A 16312-nucleotide genomic window follows, 5' to 3' on the forward strand; every position below is an offset into this window, starting at 1 on the left:
GCGGTGCGACTGGGAGCGGGCGCAGCTCGCGCCGCGCGTGACGATGTCATGGGATTCGGCCCCGGTGGCGAGCGGCCGCGGCGGGTCCGCACCGGCGCCTGACCTCGCCGGCTCGCAGCTCGATGCGAAGCGCCGATTCGATGCGGCGGTCGCGTCCGCCGGGCCGGGGCTGGCCGACATACTGTGGCGGGTGATTTGCGCCGGCGAGGGGATGCGCGATGCGGAAACGGCGCTCGGCTGGCCCGCGCGTGCGGGCAAGCTCGTACTGACGCTGGCGCTCGACCGCGTCGCGGAATTCTACCGGATCCGGTGAGCTCGGTTTAGGGACAGGTCGCTGCCGAGGGGCCGTCCGTGCCCCGTGCGCTAATCCTTGCGACCGCCGAGGTGGTCCGCGGGCGCCTTCGCATGCGAAATATGCGAGCGGTGCGACCACTTCGTCCGCTGTTCGGTGCGGTCGCGCACCGTCGGATCGCGCATGTTGTTGCGACTTTTATCCTTGCCGCTGTTGCTGCGCACGATTCGTCTCCTCAGCTGAGCCGGCGGTCCCTGGCGCGAGGGTTGCCCGTCTGCGGGGCGATCGGCGCGCCGGCGCGGTCGGAGTTCGGGCCGGCCTGCTCGCCGCCGTTGGCCGCTTCGCCCTGGTCGCCGTGGCTCGATTCCGGCTCTTGCTCGAGCACGTCGTCGAGGTCGGGCCTTTGATCGCGATTGCTGCTATTGCCGTTCATGGTCTGCTCCCGTGTCGTTGCTCTACCAACGGGCGGGCTCGCCGAGGTTTCCTTTTGCGAGGAGGATTTGCCCCATGATTCTCTACGGTTCGTCGCTCTCGCCTTATGTTCGCAAGGTACTCGCTTTCGCCGGTGAGAAGGGAATCGAGCTGGAGTTGAGGCCCACGGGCGCAGCTCCGGGGCAGCCTAGCGACGAATTCCTGGAGGCAAGCCCGGCGAGGAAGATGCCAGCGCTGCGCGACGGCGATTACACGCTCGGCGATTCGAGCGCGATCGTCCATTATCTCGAGGCGAAAGCTCCCGAGCCGCCGCTGATCCCGGCCGATCCCAGGCAGCGCGGCAAGGCAATCTGGTTCGAGGAATATGCGGATACGGTGCTGACCACCTGCGGCGCGAAGATGTTCTACAACCGCGTCGTCCTTCCGAAATTCATGGGCAGGGCGGGGGACGAGGAGGCAGCCAGCACCGCGGAACGCGATGAGCTTCCGCCCTTGCTCGACTATCTCGAAGGCATCGTCCCGGAGGCCGGCAGCTTCCTCGTTGGTGATCGAATTTCACTCGCGGACATCGCGATCGCAAGCCCGTTCGCCAATTTCGACCACCTCGGCTGCGGGCGCGATGCGGACCGCCACGGCCGCCTTTATGCTTATGTGGACTCGATCCTGTCGAGGCCGAGCTTTGCGCCATGGATCGAACGCGAGGCCGCAATCCTCGGCAGGCAGGCAGCCTGATCAGCACATGAAAAAAGCGCCGCGCTCCTAGAGGGAACGCGGCGCTGGTGTGTTGGGCGGAGCCTTAGATGGAGCCGCCTCGGTCGGAGCCGGTGCCGGTGCTGGACTCGTCTTCCTCGTCGTCGAGCGCGCCGCGGCCTTGCTCCGCGAAGTCGCTGCCGCCCGTCGCGCCGCGGCCCGATGAGCCGCTCGTGTTATCCGGAGATCCGCCGCTCGAACCGCTGCCTTCGCGGAGATATTCGTCGGAGCCGCTGTCCTGCGAGCCGATGAACCGTTCTCCACCGCTGGTCCCGCCTGAGCCGCCGCTGGACTGGTCGGTGCCGACGCTCGACCCGCCGGTGTTGCTCGTCGTGCCCTGGCCGAAGTTGCCACGGTCCTGGTCGAGCGTCGCGGCGTGGCCGCCGGAGCCGCCCGGCTGCGCCTGGCCCGATGCGCTCTGGCCCCCGAACTCGGCCCCCTGGGTCGTGGTACCCGTTCCGGTGTTGCTGTCGTTGCCGCCGATCGGCTGGCCGCTCATGCCGCCGTCCTGAGCGGTGTTGGCGCCGCCTGTCTGGCTGCTTCCATTGGAATCTGCGGAGCCGCTCTGGCTGCCGCTGCTCTGGCCGCCGAAGCTGCCTTCGGCGCCCTGGTTGCTCATCGTCTGCTGCGAGCCTTGGCCGCCGGCCTGCCGGCCCTGCTGCTGCCCGAATTCACTCTGCTGGCCCTGCTGCCCGGTGGTGGGGCTGTTGTCGTCGTTGTCGTTGAGTTGGTCGTCCCGTTCGTCGGCCATCCAAAAACTCCTTCACTGGGCCCCGCTTGCTCCAGCCGTTCAACAAGGATGATCGAGCAACCGTTCCGCTGTGCGAACGGTCTTTGCGACGAACCGCTCGGCGCAAGAAAAAAGGCCGCCGCCCGGACGGGCAGCGGCCTTCATTCTGATTGTCCTTAGGCGTCTAACCCTGCTGCTCATCGCCTTCGCCTTCGCCTTCGGCAGCGGCAAGGGCCGTTTCCGCAGGCGCCTCGGCCGGAGCCTCGGCGGTGGCGCCGGGCTCGGCATTCGGATCGTAAGCCTCGGTGAACGCGGCGGTGTCGCGCTCGAACATCTGCGCCATGACGTCGACTCCCTGCGCCTGCAGGTCCGCTTCCTCCGGTGAACGGGCGACGTTGACCTTCACCGTCACCGCGACCTCGGGGTGAAGCGCGATCTTCACGTCGTGCACCCCGATCGCCTTGATCGGACGGTCGAGTACGACCTGGCTCCTGGTGACGTGCGCGCCCTCGCCCTCGAGCGCCTCGACGATATCGCGTGCGCTGACGGATCCGTAGAGCTGGCCGGTGTTCGAGGCCTGCCGGATGAGTTGCACGGTCTTCCCGTCGACGCCCTTGGCCGACTTCTCGGCCTCGGAACGGCGGTTCGCATTCTCTTCCTCGATCCGCGCGCGGTTGGTTTCGAACAGCTTGCGGTTCGACTCGTTCGCGCGAAGCGCTTTCTTGTTGGGCAGAAGGTAGTTGCGGGCGAACCCGTCCTTGACCTTCACCACGTCGCCGATGGCGCCTAGCTTCTCGACGCGCTCAAGCAGGATGACTTCCATCTCAAGCGCTCCTTATCGCACGATGTAGGGAAGCAGGCCGATGTGGCGGGCGCGCTTGATCGCGCGCGCGAGCTCACGCTGCTTCTTGGACGAGACCGCGGTGATTCGCGAGGGCACGATCTTGCCGCGCTCGGACACGAAGCCCTGGAGTAGGCGCACGTCCTTGTAGTCGATGCGCGGCGCGTCCTTGCCGGAGAAGGGGCAGGACTTGCGGCGGCGGAAAAATGCGCGGGCCATTATTCGACCTCCTCTTCACGGGCGGCGCGAAATTCGGTGCGCTCGCCCCGGTCGCGGTCGCCGCGGTCGGAGCGACGCTCGCGCTCCTTCTCACCGCGGCGCATCATCGCCGACGGGCCTTTCTCGTGCTCGTCGACTTTCAGGGTGAGGAAGCGAATCACGTCCTCGTTGATGTTCGACTGACGCTCGAGCTCAGCGATGGCAGGAGCCGGCGCGTCCAGGTCGAGCATGACATAGTGAGCCTTGCGGTTCTTCGCGATTCGGTAGGCGAGGGAGCGTAGGCCCCAGGTTTCGGTCTTGACGACCTTCCCGCCATTGTCCTCGATGATCTTGGTGGCGTTTTCCGCGAGCGCATCGACCTGGGCCTGGGCGAGGTCCTGACGCGCGAGGAAAACATGCTCGTAGAGCGGCATGTTCTTATCGTCTCTCTTTTGGCCGATCGCTGACGCCGCCCACTGCGGACGCCCCTCCGGCTGTCGTTCTCACTAAACCGGCGCGGCGGCAGGGCCGTGCGCCAGCGCCGCGCCTATGGCCGAGGGCGCTCAAAAAGGCAAGCAGACCCATGAACTTCGAGGAGGATGGTTGCAGTCTCGAAAGGAGTCGTTCAGCCGTGGGAGCGCAATGGGCAGTTCACCGTTTGTATATGCGTAAGGGAGTAACCGTCATGAAGTTTTTGTCGATCAGGCTCGCCGGGGCCTCACTCATCGTGCTCGCGGCCGCGGGCTGCACCACCACCGGAATCGGAACCGGCCAGGTCGTCGGCCAGAACGTCGGTGCGACCTTTACCTGGACCCAGAGCGGCGGCACGCGCGGCACGATGGTCGCGCAGCTCAGCGACGGACAGGTTTTTCAGGGACCGTTCTTCCAGATCACTTCAGAAAGCGTGGTCGATTACGACCCGCTTTGGAACGGCTGGGGCCCGGGCTTCGGCTGGGGTCGCGGCTGGGGCGGACGATCCTGGGGTTGGGGCTGGGGCGGCTGGGGTCCGTGGGGTCCCTCGATGGACACCATCACGCATTACAGCGGCCAGGTCCTCGCCAATCTGCAGGGTCCCGGCGGCTTCATGCGCTGCGACTTCCGCCTGATGCGGCCGAGCTCCGGAATGGCCGGAGGCGGTGCCGGCACCTGCCAGCTGCCGAGCGGAACGATCATCAACGCGCAGTTCCCGCCGCGCTACTGAGGCACGCTGCACCAGCGCGATTGCGGTGAACGTCCGTCTCGTGGCAGAGCGGGCGAATGGCGACGCGGCTCAGGAGCATTGCACCGGGTGCGGACACGCTCGACGGCGTGAGCCTCCCCGGCTGGCTCTACTTCGACCCCGAATTCTTCACGGCGGAGAAGCGGGCGTTCCTGCGCGCCGCGCCGCAGGTCGTTTGCCACGAGAGCGAGATCGCGCGGCCGGGCGAGTGGCGCACGCTCGAATATCTCGGCGACAGCATCATCGTCATCCGCGGTGACGACGGGGAGGTGCGCGCCTTCTCGAACGTCTGTCGCCACCGCGGCTCCCGGCTGGTGGACGGCACCGGCGGCAGTGGCAAGGTGCTGACCTGCCCTTATCACGCGTGGAGCTATGCGCGGGACGGGCGGCTCGTCGGCGTTCCGCACCGGCACGAATATCCCGGGCTGCAGACAGAGAAGCTGGGGCTGTTTCCAGTCGCGCTGGAGAAGTGGCACGGCTTCCTGTTCGTCACGCTCGAGCCCGGCGCACCCTCAGTCGCCGAGATGATGGCTCCTTTCGAGGCAGAGGTGGCGGCCTACCGCTTCGAGGAGTTGCAGGTGATGGGCCGCGTCACGCTCCGGCCACGGCCGCTCAACTGGAAGACGATCGCGGACAATTATTCGGACCATTTGCACATTGCAGTCGGCCACCCCGGGCTGACGCGCTTGTTCGGGAAGGCTTACCGGATCGAGGCGAAGGAATGGGTCGACCGGATGGAAGGCGACCTGGTCGAGAAGGCGAGCGCCAATTTGTCGGAGCGGGCGTACCAGAAGTATCTGCCCGAGGCGGAGCACCTGCCGCCGTCGCACCGGCGCAAGTGGCTGTACTACAAGCTGTTTCCCAACGTGGCGTTCGACATCTACCCGGACCAGGTGGACTTCATGCAATTCCTTCCCGTCAGCTCGACGGAGACGGTGATCCGCGAGATTTCCTACGCGCTTCCCGACGGGCGGCGAGAGATGCGGGCGGCGCGTTATTTGAACTGGCGGATCAACCGGCGGGTGAACGCGGAAGACACCGAGCTGATCACCCGGGTGCAGCTTGGGATGCAGTCGCCGGCCTACCAGGCGGGGCCGCTGGGGACGAGCGAGGTGTGCTTGCGCAGCTTCGCGGGCAAGCTCAGGCGGATGGTGCCCGAGGCTAGGCTGGCGAAGCCTCCGGCGGCGGGATGGTCCGCCCCTTCCTGAGCCAGTAGATCAGCCCGCCAATGGCGAGGAGCGCGAGCGAGAGCAGGAACGCCTCCACTCCCGAGCCGTAGAAAGCGTAAAGGACGAAGGCGAGGCCGATCGCGCAGGCGATGGTGGTGCTCGGGCGCCTGTCCTTGAAGGCGGCGGCGATGGCCGCGGCGGAGTAGAGATAAAGCACCGCGTCGGTCGCTAGCAATGTGATGAAAGTGAAGAGCTGCGTCGTTCCTTTCGCCTCGTTGAGGGCAAGCAGGATGAAGCCGAGGATGACCGCTGCGAATTGCGCCATGTAGGGCGCGTTGAAACGGTTGGTCTTGTCGAAGATGGCCGGCATGTCGCGGCGGAGAGACATCGAATAGAGCATTTCCCCGCAGGCGAGGAGCGCGGCGTTCAAGGTGCCGAGCGCGCTGATCGCCATTGCGAGGGCGGCGAGGAGCGCGGCGGTGCCGCCCCAGTAGAGACCGATCGCGTCGGGAAAAGGGGCGATCGACTTCGCGATGGCGGCGTTGGGCATGACCAGGCTGAGCGAGGTCGTGACCAGCAAATAGAGGAGCGCGATTCCCGCGAGGCCGAACAGGAGGGCCCGGGCGAGGTTGCGCTCCGGATTGCGGATCTTGCCGACCGGCGACATCGCGAACTCGAAGCCGGTGAGCGCGAACAGGCACAAAGCCGAGGCGGTGGCGATATTGCCGAAGGTTGGCGGCGGGACGTCGATGGGATGCACGGGGCCGCCGCTCGTCCCGAGCATCGCGGCGATGGCGATGACCGCGAGCAGCGGCAGGACCTTGATCAGAACGGTGACGATGGCGACTTCGCCGGTCGCCCGGATTCCGCGCAGGTTAATGAGCGCGAAGACGGCCGTGAAAGCGAAGGCGAGAATGACGAGGTGCCCGGCAAGGCTTGGAAAAACGGTCGCCAAAGCAGCCGAGGCGGCGAGCGCGACGGCGGGGACCCCCACCCACGACGAGCACCAGGTCATCCATGTGACGATGAAGCCGACGCCGGGCCCGAGCTCGTGCTCGACATAGGCCTGCAGGCCGCCGCCGTCGCGGCTGACGATCCGCGAGGCGCAATAAGCCATCGCCATGATGCCGACGCCGCTGATCAGCCAGCCGATCGGAACGCTGCCGCCGAGCGGCGCGAGCGCGATCGGAAGGTAGAAGATGCCCGATCCGATGACTCCGCCGATGACGAGAGCCAGCGTCATCCATGGGCCGAGCAGCCGCGCTTCGCGATCGTCCGCCATCGTCTCTCCCGCCTTGGCAAGCGCGGCCCAGCGGCCTAGTCGCGCCGGCGGTTCATAACCGAACAGGGTCGTTCATGCGCGCATTGATTTTTCCGGGGCAGGGCAGCCAGGCAGTGGGCATGGGCGCGGCGCTTGCGGACGCGAGCCGGGCGGCGCGCGATGTGTTCGACGAGGTCGACGAAGCGCTCGGGCAAAACCTTTTCCGCCTCATGCGCGAAGGCCCGGACGAGGAGTTGAAGCTCACGGAAAATGCGCAGTCTGCGATCATGGCACACTCGATTGCGGTACTGCGGACTCTGGGCATCCGCGTCGTCGATGTCGCGAGCTTCGTCGCCGGACATAGCCTTGGCGAATATACCGCTTTGTGCGCTGCGGGATCGCTCGATCTTTCCACAACCGCCAAGCTCCTCAAGCTGCGCGGGCAAGCGATGCAGCAGGCGGTGCCGGTCGGCGAGGGCGCGATGGCGGCGCTGCTCGGCGCTGACCTCGGCGTCGCGCAGAAGATTGCTGAGGCCGCTTCGGAAGGCGAGGTGTGCACGGTCGCCAACGACAACGATCCTTCGCAAGTCGTAATCTCGGGTCGGAAAAGTGCCATCGACCGAGCGATCGCGATCGCCAAGGAGATGGGCGCGAAGCGCGCAGTGCCGCTGCCGGTCTCGGCGCCGTTCCACTGTCCGCTGATGGAGCCCGCCGCGGAAGCGATGCGCGACGCACTGGGCTACGTCGTCATCGTCCCTCCCGCGGTGCCGCTTTACGCCAATGTGACTGCTCAGCCGGAGAGCGACCCCGACAAGATTCGCAACCAGCTCGTCGAGCAGGTCACCGGAATGGTCCGCTGGCGCGAGAGCGTGGCCAATATGTTCGACGCGGGCGTGCACGAGTTCGTCGAGATCGGCGGCAAGGTCCTCGGCGCAATGGTCAAACGCATCGCGCCCGACGCGACGATCACGAGCGTGGTGACGATCGAGGATGTCGAGGCTGCGGCGAAGGAGATCGCATAGTGTTCGACCTGAGCGGCATGACTGCACTCGTGACCGGCGCGTCCGGCGGGCTTGGCAGCGCGATTGCCAAGGCGCTGGCGGGGCAGGGGGCGCGGCTTGCCGTTTCCGGTAGCAATGTCGAGAAGCTGGAGCGGTTTCGCTCGGAGCTCGGCGGCGATCATGTCGCGCTGCCATGCAATCTCTCGGACGGCGGCGCAGTCGATCAGCTCGTGCCGCAGGCCGTCGAGGCGCTCGGCGGCAAGCTCGACATCCTGGTTAACAATGCCGGCGTGACCCGCGACAACCTGCTAATGCGGATGAAGGACGAGGAGTTCGGGGACGTAATACGGATCAACCTGGAGGCCGCGTTCCGGCTGATGCGCGCGGCGGCGCGGCCGATGATGAAAGCGCGTTTCGGGCGGATCGTCTCGATCACCTCGGTCGTCGGCGTGACGGGCAATCCCGGCCAGGCGAATTACGTCGCGTCCAAGGCCGCGCTGATCGGCATGACCAAGGCGGTGGCGCAGGAGCTCGCGAGCCGCGGAATCACGGTCAACGCCATCGCTCCGGGATTCATGACCTCGGCAATGACCGATGCACTGAACGACCAGCAGCGCGAGAGCATCCTCTCGCGCATCCCGCTCGGCGCGATGGGCAGGGGCGAAGACATCGGCGCGGCCTGCGTCTATCTCGCCAGCCGCGAGGCGGGCTATGTCACCGGCCAGACGCTGCACGTCAACGGCGGCATGGCGATGCCCTGACGACCCAGCCATCGCTTGCGCTGAGTTGCTGCACTTCTTGTCCTCGGATTCTCGCCCCCTATATCCCCAGTGAATTCAACATTTCGGCTGCCTGACGGGGCCGATTGGGGCTGTAGGAAAGAGGGATAGAGAAACATGGCCAAGGTCATCGGCATCGACTTGGGCACGACCAACAGCTGCGTCGCCGTGATGGAAGGCGGCAAGCCGAAGGTCATCGAGAATAGCGAAGGCGCGCGCACGACGCCTTCGGTCGTCGCTTTCACCAAGGACGGCGAGCGGCTGATCGGCCAGCCGGCCAAGCGCCAGGCAGTCACCAATCCGGACAACACCATTTTTGCGGTCAAGCGCCTGATCGGCCGCCGCTTCGACGACCCGATCACCAAGAAGGACACCGAGCTGGTGCCCTACAAGATCGTCAAGGGCTCGAACGGCGATGCATGGGTGCATGCCGGCGACAAGGATTATTCGCCGTCGCAGATTTCCGCCTTCATCCTCCAGAAGATGAAGGAAACCGCCGAGGCCTATCTCGGCGAGACCGTCACCCAGGCGGTGATCACCGTTCCCGCTTACTTCAACGACGCCCAGCGCCAGGCGACCAAGGACGCCGGCCAGATTGCCGGGCTCGAGGTGCTTAGAATCATTAACGAGCCAACCGCGGCCGCGCTCGCCTACGGGCTCGACAAGGACGATGGCAAGACGATCGCGGTCTACGATCTCGGCGGCGGCACGTTCGACGTCTCGATCCTCGAGATCGGCGACGGCGTATTCGAAGTGAAGTCGACCAACGGCGACACCTTCCTCGGCGGCGAGGATTTCGATGCACGCATCGTCAACTGGCTGGCGGATCAGTTCAAGGCGAAGGAGGGCATCGACCTTCGCACCGATCGGCTCGCGCTGCAGCGGCTCAAGGAAGCCGCGGAAAAGGCCAAGATCGAGCTGTCTTCGGCGCAGACGACCGAGATCAACCAGCCCTTTATCACCGCCCGCATGGAAGGCGGGACCACGACTCCATTGCACCTGGTGGTGACGCTGACTCGCGCCGAGCTAGAGAAGCTCGTCGACGACCTCATCGAGCGCACCATCGACCCGTGCAAGAAGGCGCTCAAGGACGCCGGCGTCGACGCCAAGGACATCGCTGAGGTGGTTCTCGTCGGCGGCCAGACCCGCATGCCGCGGGTGCGCGAGCGGGTGAAGGAATTCTTCGGCAAGGAGCCGCACACCGGCGTCAACCCCGACGAGGTGGTCGCCATGGGCGCGGCGATCCAGGCCGGCGTGCTGCAGGGCGACGTCAAGGACGTGCTCCTGCTCGACGTGACGCCGCTGTCGCTCGGAATCGAGACTTTGGGCGGCGTGTTCACGCGGATGATCGACCGCAACACGACCATCCCGACCAAGAAAAGCCAGGTCTTCTCGACCGCCGAGGACAATCAGAATGCGGTGACGATCCGCGTCTTCCAGGGCGAGCGCGAGATGGCTGCCGATAACAAGATACTCGGGCAGTTCGACCTGGTCGGAATCCCGCCGGCCCCGCGCGGCGTGCCGCAGATCGAGGTCACATTCGACATCGACGCCAACGGCATCGTCAACGTCTCGGCCAAGGACAAGGGCACCGGCAAGGAGCAGCAGATCCGCATCCAGGCGTCGGGCGGTCTTGCCGACAGCGACATCGAGAAGATGGTGCGCGAGGCCGAGCAGTTCGCCGAGGAAGACAAGAAGCGGCGCTCGGCAGCCGAGGCGAAGAACAACGCCGAGAGCCTGATCCACACCACCGAGAAGCAACTCGCCGAACATGGCGACAAGGTCTCCGGCGATATCAAGGCGGAGATCGAGAAGGCGCTCGCCGAAGCCAAGGCTGCGGTCGAGAGCGGCGACGCCGACGATATGCAGCAGAAGACTGCCGCCCTCACCCAGGCGGCGATGAAGCTCGGCGAGGCGATGTACAAGGCGCAGCAAGCCGAGACGGAAGCCGCTGCCGGCCCGGACGCGGGCACCTCCGGCCCGTCGGAGCAGCCGGCCGAATCGCAGGAAGAGGTGGTCGACGCGGAGTTCTCCGAGGTCGATGAAGAGAACAAGGGCTGACCATGAGGCGCCGCTTTTACCGGGGGCCGGCGCCGCATCCTGTAGGGCGTAATCGGGAGGGATGATGGTCGAGCAGGACTATTATGAACTGCTGGGCGTCAATCGCGGGGTTGACGAAGCGGCGATCAAGGCGGCTTACCGCCGTCTCGCCAAGGAATGCCACCCCGACCGGCACAACGGCTGCTCGGAACATGCCGAGCGGTTCAAGGCGATCAGCCAAGCCTATGACGTGCTCAAGGACCCGCAGAAGCGCGCGGCCTACGATCGCTTCGGCCACGCGGCGTTCCGGAACGGCGGCGGCGCCGATCCGTTCGCGGAAGCCGGCTTCAATGGTTTTTCCGACATCTTCTCGACGATCTTCGGCGAGTTCATGGACCAGCGCGGCGCCCGCCAGAATGCGGCGCGGGGCGCGGACCTGCGCTACGATCTCGAGCTCAGCCTCGAAGAAGCGTTCACGGGCGCCGAAAAGACTATCACCGTCGAGGCGCTCGCGACCTGCGATGCCTGCGATGGCCGCGGCTGCACCGGCCTCGACCGCTGCGCCAGCCGCTGCCAGACCTGCGGCGGCGCTGGAAAGGTCCGCACCCAACAGGGATTTTTCGTTGTTGAGCGCGGCTGTCCGAATTGCCGCGGATCGGGCGAAGTCATCTCGAATCCATGCGGCAATTGCCATGGCGAAGGCCGCGCGCTGACGCAGCGCAAGCTGTCGGTGAAAATCCCCGCCGGAGTCGACGAAGGCACGCGCATCCGCGTCGCCGGAGAAGGCGAGGCGGGCGTGCGCGGTGCCTCGAACGGCGACCTCTACCTGTTCGTGCACATGAAGCGCCACCCGATCTACGCGCGTGAAGGCACGACGCTGGTTGCCGATTGCCCGGTGAGCTTCACCACCGCCGCGCTCGGCGGCTCGATCAGCCTGCCGGGCATCGACGGGAACAGGGTCGAGCTCAAGATTCCCGCCGGAATCCAGTCCGGCGAGCAGCTGCGGCATCGCGGTTCGGGCATGAGCGTGCTCAACAGCCGCGGACGCGGCGACCTCGTCGCGCGGGTGCTTGTCGAAACCCCGACCCGGATGTCGGCGAAGCAGAAGAAACTGCTCGAGGAATTCCGCGAAACCGAGACCGGCGACGAATGCCCCGCAGTGAAGAGCTTTTTCGGCCGCGTGCGGGAGATGTTCGGCTAGCCCTGTCTAGTCGGGCAGTAGCATCCCGAAAATCTGCGCGAACAGCTCGGCGGCGGCGTGGAGCTCGAACGATGGCGGTCGCGGAGTCCGGTTCTCGCACTGGAAGTGCCCGATTTCGGAGCCGCCGCGCACCACGGCCACCCGAACCGTCGATGCGATTCCGGATGACTTCAGCTCTTCGAGCTGCTTCAGGGTGGGCGAGCGAAGCAGCGCACCGTCGATCGATTCCTGCTCCTTCCGCGGAAACAGCTCGACTGGCGCTTCCGACGAGTCCGCGACGATCGGCGGCAGCTCGCTGCTGACGTTCCGCTCCGGCATTTTGCTGCGGCTGCTTTCGATCCTTTCGCTGCCGAGCACCAGCACGGCACGGTCGAAGCCGGTGAGCGCGCGCATCCGCCGCGCCGCGCCCTCCAGCATGGCCTTGCGCTCGCCGCCTTCCAGTCCATCGATCAGCCGGCTGACGGAGCCAAGAAAATCGCCGACGCCGTCTTCGAGGCTCGGCAGGCCCTCGAGCAGGATCGTGTCTCCCCGCGTCTGGAACGCGATGTCGAAATAGCGTGGCTCGTCGAACAGGCGCACGCGGTAGGCGCGCGCGACACCGTTGCTTCCGCGCTGCCGCGCGAGGCTGTTGCGAAGGTCGTGGAGCGGCTGCGCAAGCGTGAACTCCGAGAGCGGCTCGCCGACCAGCCGCTGATGATATTCACTCAAAAAGCTGTGCGCATTCTCCGATGCGCGGAGGATCATCCAGTCGGGGGAAAGCTCCAGCAGGAACCCGGCCGGTTGCACGATCGCTTCACCCATATCAGCCGAAGACCCGCTCGAAAATCACATCGACGTGCTTCAGGTGATAGTCGAGGTCGAACAGCGCATCGAGGTCATCGTTCGATAGGCACGTCGACACGTCCGGATCGGCCTTGAGCAGATTGAGCAGCGACAACTCGCCGTCTGACTCCCACACTTTCATCGCATTGCGCTGCACGAGCGCGTAGGCCTCCTCGCGGCTAAGCCCCGCCTGGGTAAGTGCCAGCAACACGCGCTGCGAATGAATCAGGCCGCCCATACGGTCGAGATTCTTCTGCATCCGCTCGGGATAGACCAGGAGCTTGTCGACAACGCTGGTGAGCCGCGCCAGCGCAAAATCGAGCGTGATCGTCGCGTCGGGCCCGATGAAGCGCTCGACCGACGAGTGGGAAATGTCCCGCTCGTGCCACAGGGCGACATTCTCCAGCGCCGGAGTCACATAGCCGCGCACCATCCGAGCGAGGCCGGTGAGGTTCTCGGTCAGCACCGGGTTGCGCTTGTGCGGCATCGCCGAGCTGCCCTTCTGGCCGGGCGAGAAATATTCCTCGGCCTCGAGCACTTCGGTGCGCTGAAGGTGGCGGATCTCGGTCGCCAGCCGCTCGATCGACGAGGCGATGACTGCGAGCGTCGCGAAGAACATGGCGTGCCGGTCGCGCGGGATGACCTGCGTCGAGATCGGCTCCGCCGACAGCCCCAGTTCGGCCGCGACATGCTCCTCAACCCCCGGGTCGATGTTCGCGAACGTGCCGACGGCGCCCGAAATGGCGCAGGTGGCAACGCCTTCGCGCGCGGCAACCAGACGCTCGCGGTTGCGCGCGAATTCAGCGTAGGCCTGTGCAAGCTTGAGCCCAAAGGTGACGGGCTCCGCGTGGATGCCATGGCTTCGACCGATGGTCGGCGTCAGCTTGTGTTCCAGCGCCCGCCGCTTCAGGACACCGAGCAGCGCGTCCACATCCTTCAGCAGGAGGTCAGCGGCCTGCTTCAGCTGCACTGCAAGGGCGGTGTCCAGCACGTCCGAGCTGGTCATCCCCTGGTGCAGCCAGCGCTTTTCCGGCCCGAGCTTTTCTCCGGCCCAGGTCAGGAAAGCGATCACGTCATGCTTGGTGACCGCCTCGATCGCGTCGATCGCGTCGATATCGATCTCGCCGAGCGCATTCCCGTCGTAAGCCGCGCGGATGGTCTTGGCGTCGTCCGCCGGGATCATCCCGATCTCACCCATCGCCTCAGCCGCGAATACCTCGATCTGCCACCAGATGCGGTAGCGATTCTCGGCCGACCAGATGGCCGTCATCTCGCGGCGTGAATAGCGGGGGATCATAGCCGCGGCGGCTAGCAGAGGCGCGGCGAGGCTTCAAATCAGCCCCATCGCCCGCATGCTGTTGCGGCCTTGGGCGCCGACGATGACATGGTCGTGCACCTTCACTTTCATGTGCCGCCCGGCCTCGACGAGGTCGCGGGTCAGTCGAATGTCCTGGCTCGACGGCGTCGGATCGCCGCTCGGATGATTGTGGACGATGATCAGCGCGGTGGCGCCGAGCGCGATCGCGCGGGCGATGACTTCGCGCACGTGGACCGAGGCTTCGTCGACGCTGCCCTGCCACAACGCCTCGTTGGCGATCAGCATGTTCTTGGCGTTGAGGAACAGGATTCGGACTTCCTCCGTGCGGCGATGCGCCATGGTCGCATGCAGATAATCCCCGAGTGCGTCCCAGCTCGACAGGATCGGCCGGCCTTCGACCCGGCTCTCCAACAGCCGGAGCGCGGTGGCCTCAGCGATTTTCAACGCGGCGATCGACGCGTCGGTGAGGCCTTCGCGGCGCAGCACCTCGGCCCTCGCGGATAGCAGAGGCCCGATGCCGCCGAACAGCTCGATGAGCCGCTTCGCCTCGGGCTTGGTGTCGACTCGCGGCTTGGTCAGCGCGAGCAGATATTCGACCAGTTCATAGTCGTGGAAGCCGACCGCCCCCGTCTCGAGCAGCCGCTTGCGCAGCCGCGCCCGATGGCCGGCCGAGTCATTTTCCCGATTCACCTTGGCGTGCTCGTTCATGCCGCTTCCTGTTGCGACCCGTCCGAGCAGTTGCGACTAGACCACAGCAGCCGCGCGGAAGGAAGGGGTCATGCCGCCTCTGGAACGGTGATGGGCCGCGCGGGTTAGAACGGCTGATGGACCAGCGGACGCGAGACGAGGGGCTCGACCGGGCATACCAGGAGCGGGTGATCGTCCGTCGCCGCCCGCTGTGGGCGCGCGTCGCGCTTTATGGCGCGCTCGGCCTGCTCGCGCTGCTCGCCGTTGTGCTCATCGTCGTGTGGATCGAGCGGCGGCCGATCGCGACGCAATTCATCAAGCACGAGCTCGAGCAGCGGGGCGTCCAGGGTAGTTATCATCTCGACAAGGTCGGTTTCCGTACCCAGCAGGTGAGAAACCTGGTGATCGGCGACCCGAAGCACCCGGACCTCACCGCGAGATTCGCCCGGATCCAGACCCGCCTCAAGCTCGACGGCAGCTTCGAGGTGTACCGCATCGTCGCCCGCGGCGTCCGGCTGCGCGGGCGCCTGGTCAACGGCCGAATCAGCTGGGGCCAGATCGACAAATTGATGCCGCCGCCGTCGGGCAAACCGTTCGCCTTGCCCGATTTCGCCGTCGACATTGCCGACAGCAGCATCTCGCTGGCGACGCCGTTCGGCCCCGTCGGCATCGCGTTGCAAGGGAATGGCAAGCTGAGCGGCGGGTTCAAGGGGCGCGTGGCCCTGGCCAGCTCGCGGCTGACTCCGGGGCGCTGCACCGCGGTCGGCCTCCACGCCAATCTCGCGCTCGCCGTCGTCGCTCGCCACCCCAAGGTGGAAGGACCGGTGACGCTCGACCGCTTCGCGTGTCCGGCGAGCCACTTCGTCGTCCAATCGCCCAGGTTCGATGCAAAGGCCACCTTCAACGAGGCGTTCACGAACGTGGACGGCAGCGGGCGCATGGCGATAGAGCAACTCGTCGCCGGCACGAACGGCCTTGCGGCGTTCACCGGGGATCTCACCTATGAAGGCTCGCTGACCGACGTTCACGGGAAAGTGAATCTCGCCGCCCAGAAGTCGCGGCTCGGGACTATCTTCGCGGACCGGACGCGCCTCGATGGCCGCTACCAGCTCGGCCTTCAGGCGGGCACCTTCACCATGCTCGGCGGTTTCGCCGCCGACAGCTCGACGCTCGATCCGTCCATGATCGCCGGCGTCGTCGGGCCGCTCGAGGCCGCGGCCGGAACCCCGATCGGACCGGTCGCGACGAGCATCGCCAATGCGCTCGGCCGGACCGCGAAGCGGTTCAACATTGGCGGCCACATCACGTTGGTGAACTTCCCGGGCGGCGGTGCGGCGCGGATCACCGACGCGAACATCATCGGGCCGAACGGCGCCCGCGCCAATATCTCCGGCGGAAGCGGCGTGACCTATTACTGGCCGAGCTACGCGCTTCGGATCGACGGCACGATCGATATGCGCGGCGGCGGATTGCCGACGGGAACGGTGACCCTGAGGCAGCCGCGCCCCGGCGCACCGCTCAGCGGCGTCGCGAACCTGGCGCCGTACAGCGCGGGCGGCCAGCGCCTGACGC

General features: G+C 66.1%; 19 protein-coding genes. 9 read left to right on the top strand and 10 right to left on the bottom strand.

What is annotated here, in order from left to right; all coding sequences use genetic code 11:
• Positions 1–313 (top strand): DUF6456 domain-containing protein (locus GH737_RS15210; protein WP_196233030.1); only part of this gene is annotated, 313 nt, incomplete at its 5' end.
• Positions 314–363: 50 nt separating this feature from the next.
• Here GH737_RS15210 and GH737_RS07035 read toward each other — a convergent pair.
• Together GH737_RS07035 and GH737_RS07040 are read right to left on the bottom strand one after the other, a co-directional pair.
• A complete protein-coding gene (locus GH737_RS07035) occupies positions 364–516 on the bottom strand; it encodes a hypothetical protein (RefSeq protein WP_155264138.1) in 153 nt (50 codons plus the stop codon).
• An 11-nt stretch (positions 517–527) separates the two neighbouring features.
• Positions 528–725, bottom strand: coding sequence for a hypothetical protein (locus tag GH737_RS07040; RefSeq protein WP_155264139.1), 198 nt, complete (start codon positions 723–725; stop codon positions 528–530).
• Between the two features lie 74 nt (positions 726–799).
• Here GH737_RS07040 and GH737_RS07045 point away from each other — a divergent pair, with 74 nt between their 5' ends.
• Positions 800–1456, top strand: a complete 657-nt coding sequence (locus GH737_RS07045) for a glutathione S-transferase family protein (protein WP_155264140.1) — start codon at positions 800–802, stop codon at positions 1454–1456.
• A gap of 64 nt (positions 1457–1520) precedes the next feature.
• Here the strand turns inward: GH737_RS07045 and GH737_RS07050 are convergent, their stop codons facing one another.
• The 4 genes from GH737_RS07050 to rpsF all read right to left on the bottom strand — a co-directional run bounded on the left by GH737_RS07050 (position 1521) and on the right by rpsF (position 3677).
• Entirely contained in the window at positions 1521–2225 is a 705-nt protein-coding gene (locus tag GH737_RS07050; protein WP_155264141.1) for a hypothetical protein, read from the bottom strand.
• Positions 2226–2388: 163 nt separating this feature from the next.
• A complete protein-coding gene (gene rplI / locus GH737_RS07055; protein WP_155264142.1) occupies positions 2389–3027 on the bottom strand; it encodes a 50S ribosomal protein L9 in 639 nt (212 codons plus the stop codon).
• A gap of 12 nt (positions 3028–3039) precedes the next feature.
• Positions 3040–3264, bottom strand: a complete 225-nt coding sequence (gene rpsR, locus GH737_RS07060) for a 30S ribosomal protein S18 (protein ID WP_155264143.1) — start codon at positions 3262–3264, stop codon at positions 3040–3042.
• Positions 3264–3677, bottom strand: coding sequence for a 30S ribosomal protein S6 (gene rpsF / locus GH737_RS07065; RefSeq protein ID WP_155264144.1), 414 nt, complete (start codon positions 3675–3677; stop codon positions 3264–3266). Before rpsF ends, rpsR begins: the two co-directional genes overlap by 1 nt.
• 251 nt (positions 3678–3928) lie before the next feature.
• Between rpsF and GH737_RS15215 the strand changes: the two genes are divergently transcribed.
• Complete coding sequence (locus GH737_RS15215) at positions 3929–4444, top strand: hypothetical protein (RefSeq protein WP_230558676.1); 516 nt, start codon at positions 3929–3931, stop codon at positions 4442–4444.
• A gap of 56 nt (positions 4445–4500) precedes the next feature.
• Complete coding sequence (locus tag GH737_RS07075; RefSeq protein ID WP_155264146.1) at positions 4501–5670, top strand: aromatic ring-hydroxylating oxygenase subunit alpha; 1170 nt, start codon at positions 4501–4503, stop codon at positions 5668–5670.
• Here the strand turns inward: GH737_RS07075 and GH737_RS07080 are convergent.
• On the bottom strand, positions 5624–6913 hold the full coding sequence (locus GH737_RS07080) for an APC family permease (protein ID WP_155264147.1): 1290 nt from the start codon (positions 6911–6913) through the stop codon (positions 5624–5626). The two genes, GH737_RS07075 and GH737_RS07080, sit on opposite strands and share 47 nt — an antisense overlap.
• A gap of 74 nt (positions 6914–6987) precedes the next feature.
• Here GH737_RS07080 and fabD point away from each other — a divergent pair, with 74 nt between their 5' ends.
• The 4 genes from fabD to dnaJ all read left to right on the top strand — a co-directional run bounded on the left by fabD (position 6988) and on the right by dnaJ (position 11913).
• Positions 6988–7914, top strand: a complete 927-nt coding sequence (gene fabD, locus GH737_RS07085; protein ID WP_155264148.1) for an ACP S-malonyltransferase — start codon at positions 6988–6990, stop codon at positions 7912–7914.
• Positions 7914–8654 (top strand): 3-oxoacyl-[acyl-carrier-protein] reductase, encoded by a 741-nt coding sequence (gene fabG / locus GH737_RS07090; protein ID WP_155264149.1) that lies wholly within the window; start codon positions 7914–7916, stop codon positions 8652–8654. The genes fabD and fabG overlap by 1 nt, the downstream gene beginning before the upstream one ends.
• 135 nt (positions 8655–8789) lie before the next feature.
• On the top strand, positions 8790–10733 hold the full coding sequence (gene dnaK / locus GH737_RS07095; RefSeq protein ID WP_155264150.1) for a molecular chaperone DnaK: 1944 nt from the start codon (positions 8790–8792) through the stop codon (positions 10731–10733).
• A 61-nt stretch (positions 10734–10794) separates the two neighbouring features.
• Complete coding sequence (gene dnaJ, locus GH737_RS07100; RefSeq protein WP_155264151.1) at positions 10795–11913, top strand: molecular chaperone DnaJ; 1119 nt, start codon at positions 10795–10797, stop codon at positions 11911–11913.
• Positions 11914–11919: 6 nt separating this feature from the next.
• Here dnaJ and GH737_RS07105 read toward each other — a convergent pair whose 3' ends face one another.
• Genes GH737_RS07105 through radC form a run of 3 tightly spaced genes read right to left on the bottom strand, consistent with a single transcriptional unit; the run spans position 11920 to position 14761 of the window.
• Entirely contained in the window at positions 11920–12714 is a 795-nt protein-coding gene (locus tag GH737_RS07105) for a GAF domain-containing protein (protein ID WP_155264152.1), read from the bottom strand.
• A 1-nt stretch (position 12715) separates the two neighbouring features.
• A complete protein-coding gene (gene purB / locus GH737_RS07110; RefSeq protein ID WP_155264153.1) occupies positions 12716–14032 on the bottom strand; it encodes an adenylosuccinate lyase in 1317 nt (438 codons plus the stop codon).
• A gap of 33 nt (positions 14033–14065) precedes the next feature.
• Positions 14066–14761 carry a RadC family protein gene (gene radC, locus GH737_RS07115; RefSeq protein ID WP_155264154.1) on the bottom strand — a complete coding sequence of 232 codons (696 nt, stop codon included), beginning with the start codon at positions 14759–14761 and terminating at the stop codon, positions 14066–14068.
• Between the two features lie 116 nt (positions 14762–14877).
• On the opposite strand from radC, the gene GH737_RS07120 reads away from it, so the two are divergent.
• Positions 14878–16312: intermembrane phospholipid transport protein YdbH family protein (locus tag GH737_RS07120; RefSeq protein WP_476749607.1), on the top strand; the 1435-nt coding region annotated here is incomplete at its 3' end.

The organism is Sphingomonas segetis, from assembly GCF_009720245.1.
In the GTDB taxonomy this organism is placed as follows: Bacteria; Pseudomonadota; Alphaproteobacteria; order Sphingomonadales; family Sphingomonadaceae; genus Sphingomicrobium; species Sphingomicrobium segetis.